Source organism: Vibrio sp. 10N.222.46.A1 (genome assembly GCF_041473595.1).
GTDB classification, from domain to species: domain Bacteria; phylum Pseudomonadota; class Gammaproteobacteria; order Enterobacterales; family Vibrionaceae; genus Vibrio; species Vibrio tasmaniensis_A.
On the sequence record NZ_JBFRSN010000884.1, the window covers coordinates 1 to 525 of the forward strand.

Annotated in this window: 1 protein-coding gene; it reads right to left on the reverse strand. The window is 48.6% G+C overall.

The window, feature by feature from the left end; translation table 11 throughout:
* A partial coding sequence (locus AB4496_RS21480; RefSeq protein ID WP_372131896.1) for a sigma 54-interacting transcriptional regulator occupies positions 1-525 on the reverse strand: 525 nt, incomplete at both ends.

Consider the following 525-nt stretch of genomic DNA (forward strand, 5'->3'; position numbering starts at 1 on the left):
ACGTACGTTGCCCGGCCACGCATAACGTTTAAGTAGATTCTGCGTTTCTTTGTCTATTGATTTGAACTTCTTCTTGTCTTGCTTCGCGTACAGCTTCAAGAAGTGATTAGACAGGGTGACAATGTCACTTCCTCGTTCACGAAGCGGTGGCATCTCGATAGGCACAACGTGAACACGATAGTAAAGGTCTTCTCTAAAGCGTCCTTCTTCTACCTCAACCAGTGGATCGCGGTTGGTCGCACAGATAATTCTGACATCCACTTTAATCTCGCGGTTGCCACCGAGTGGGGTAAACGTACCGGTTTGCAAAAATCGTAGGAGCTTCTTCTGCATCTCCAGTTCCATTTCACAAAGCTCATCGAGAAATAGGGTGCCGCCATGCGCTTGCATTGCGGCACCTTTACGGTCGGTTGTCGCACCGGTAAATGCACCTTTAACGTGACCGAAGATTTCACTTTCCATTAGGTCTCGAGGGATAGCACCACAGTTAATAGCAACGAAGGGCTTACTGTTGCGCTGGCTCTC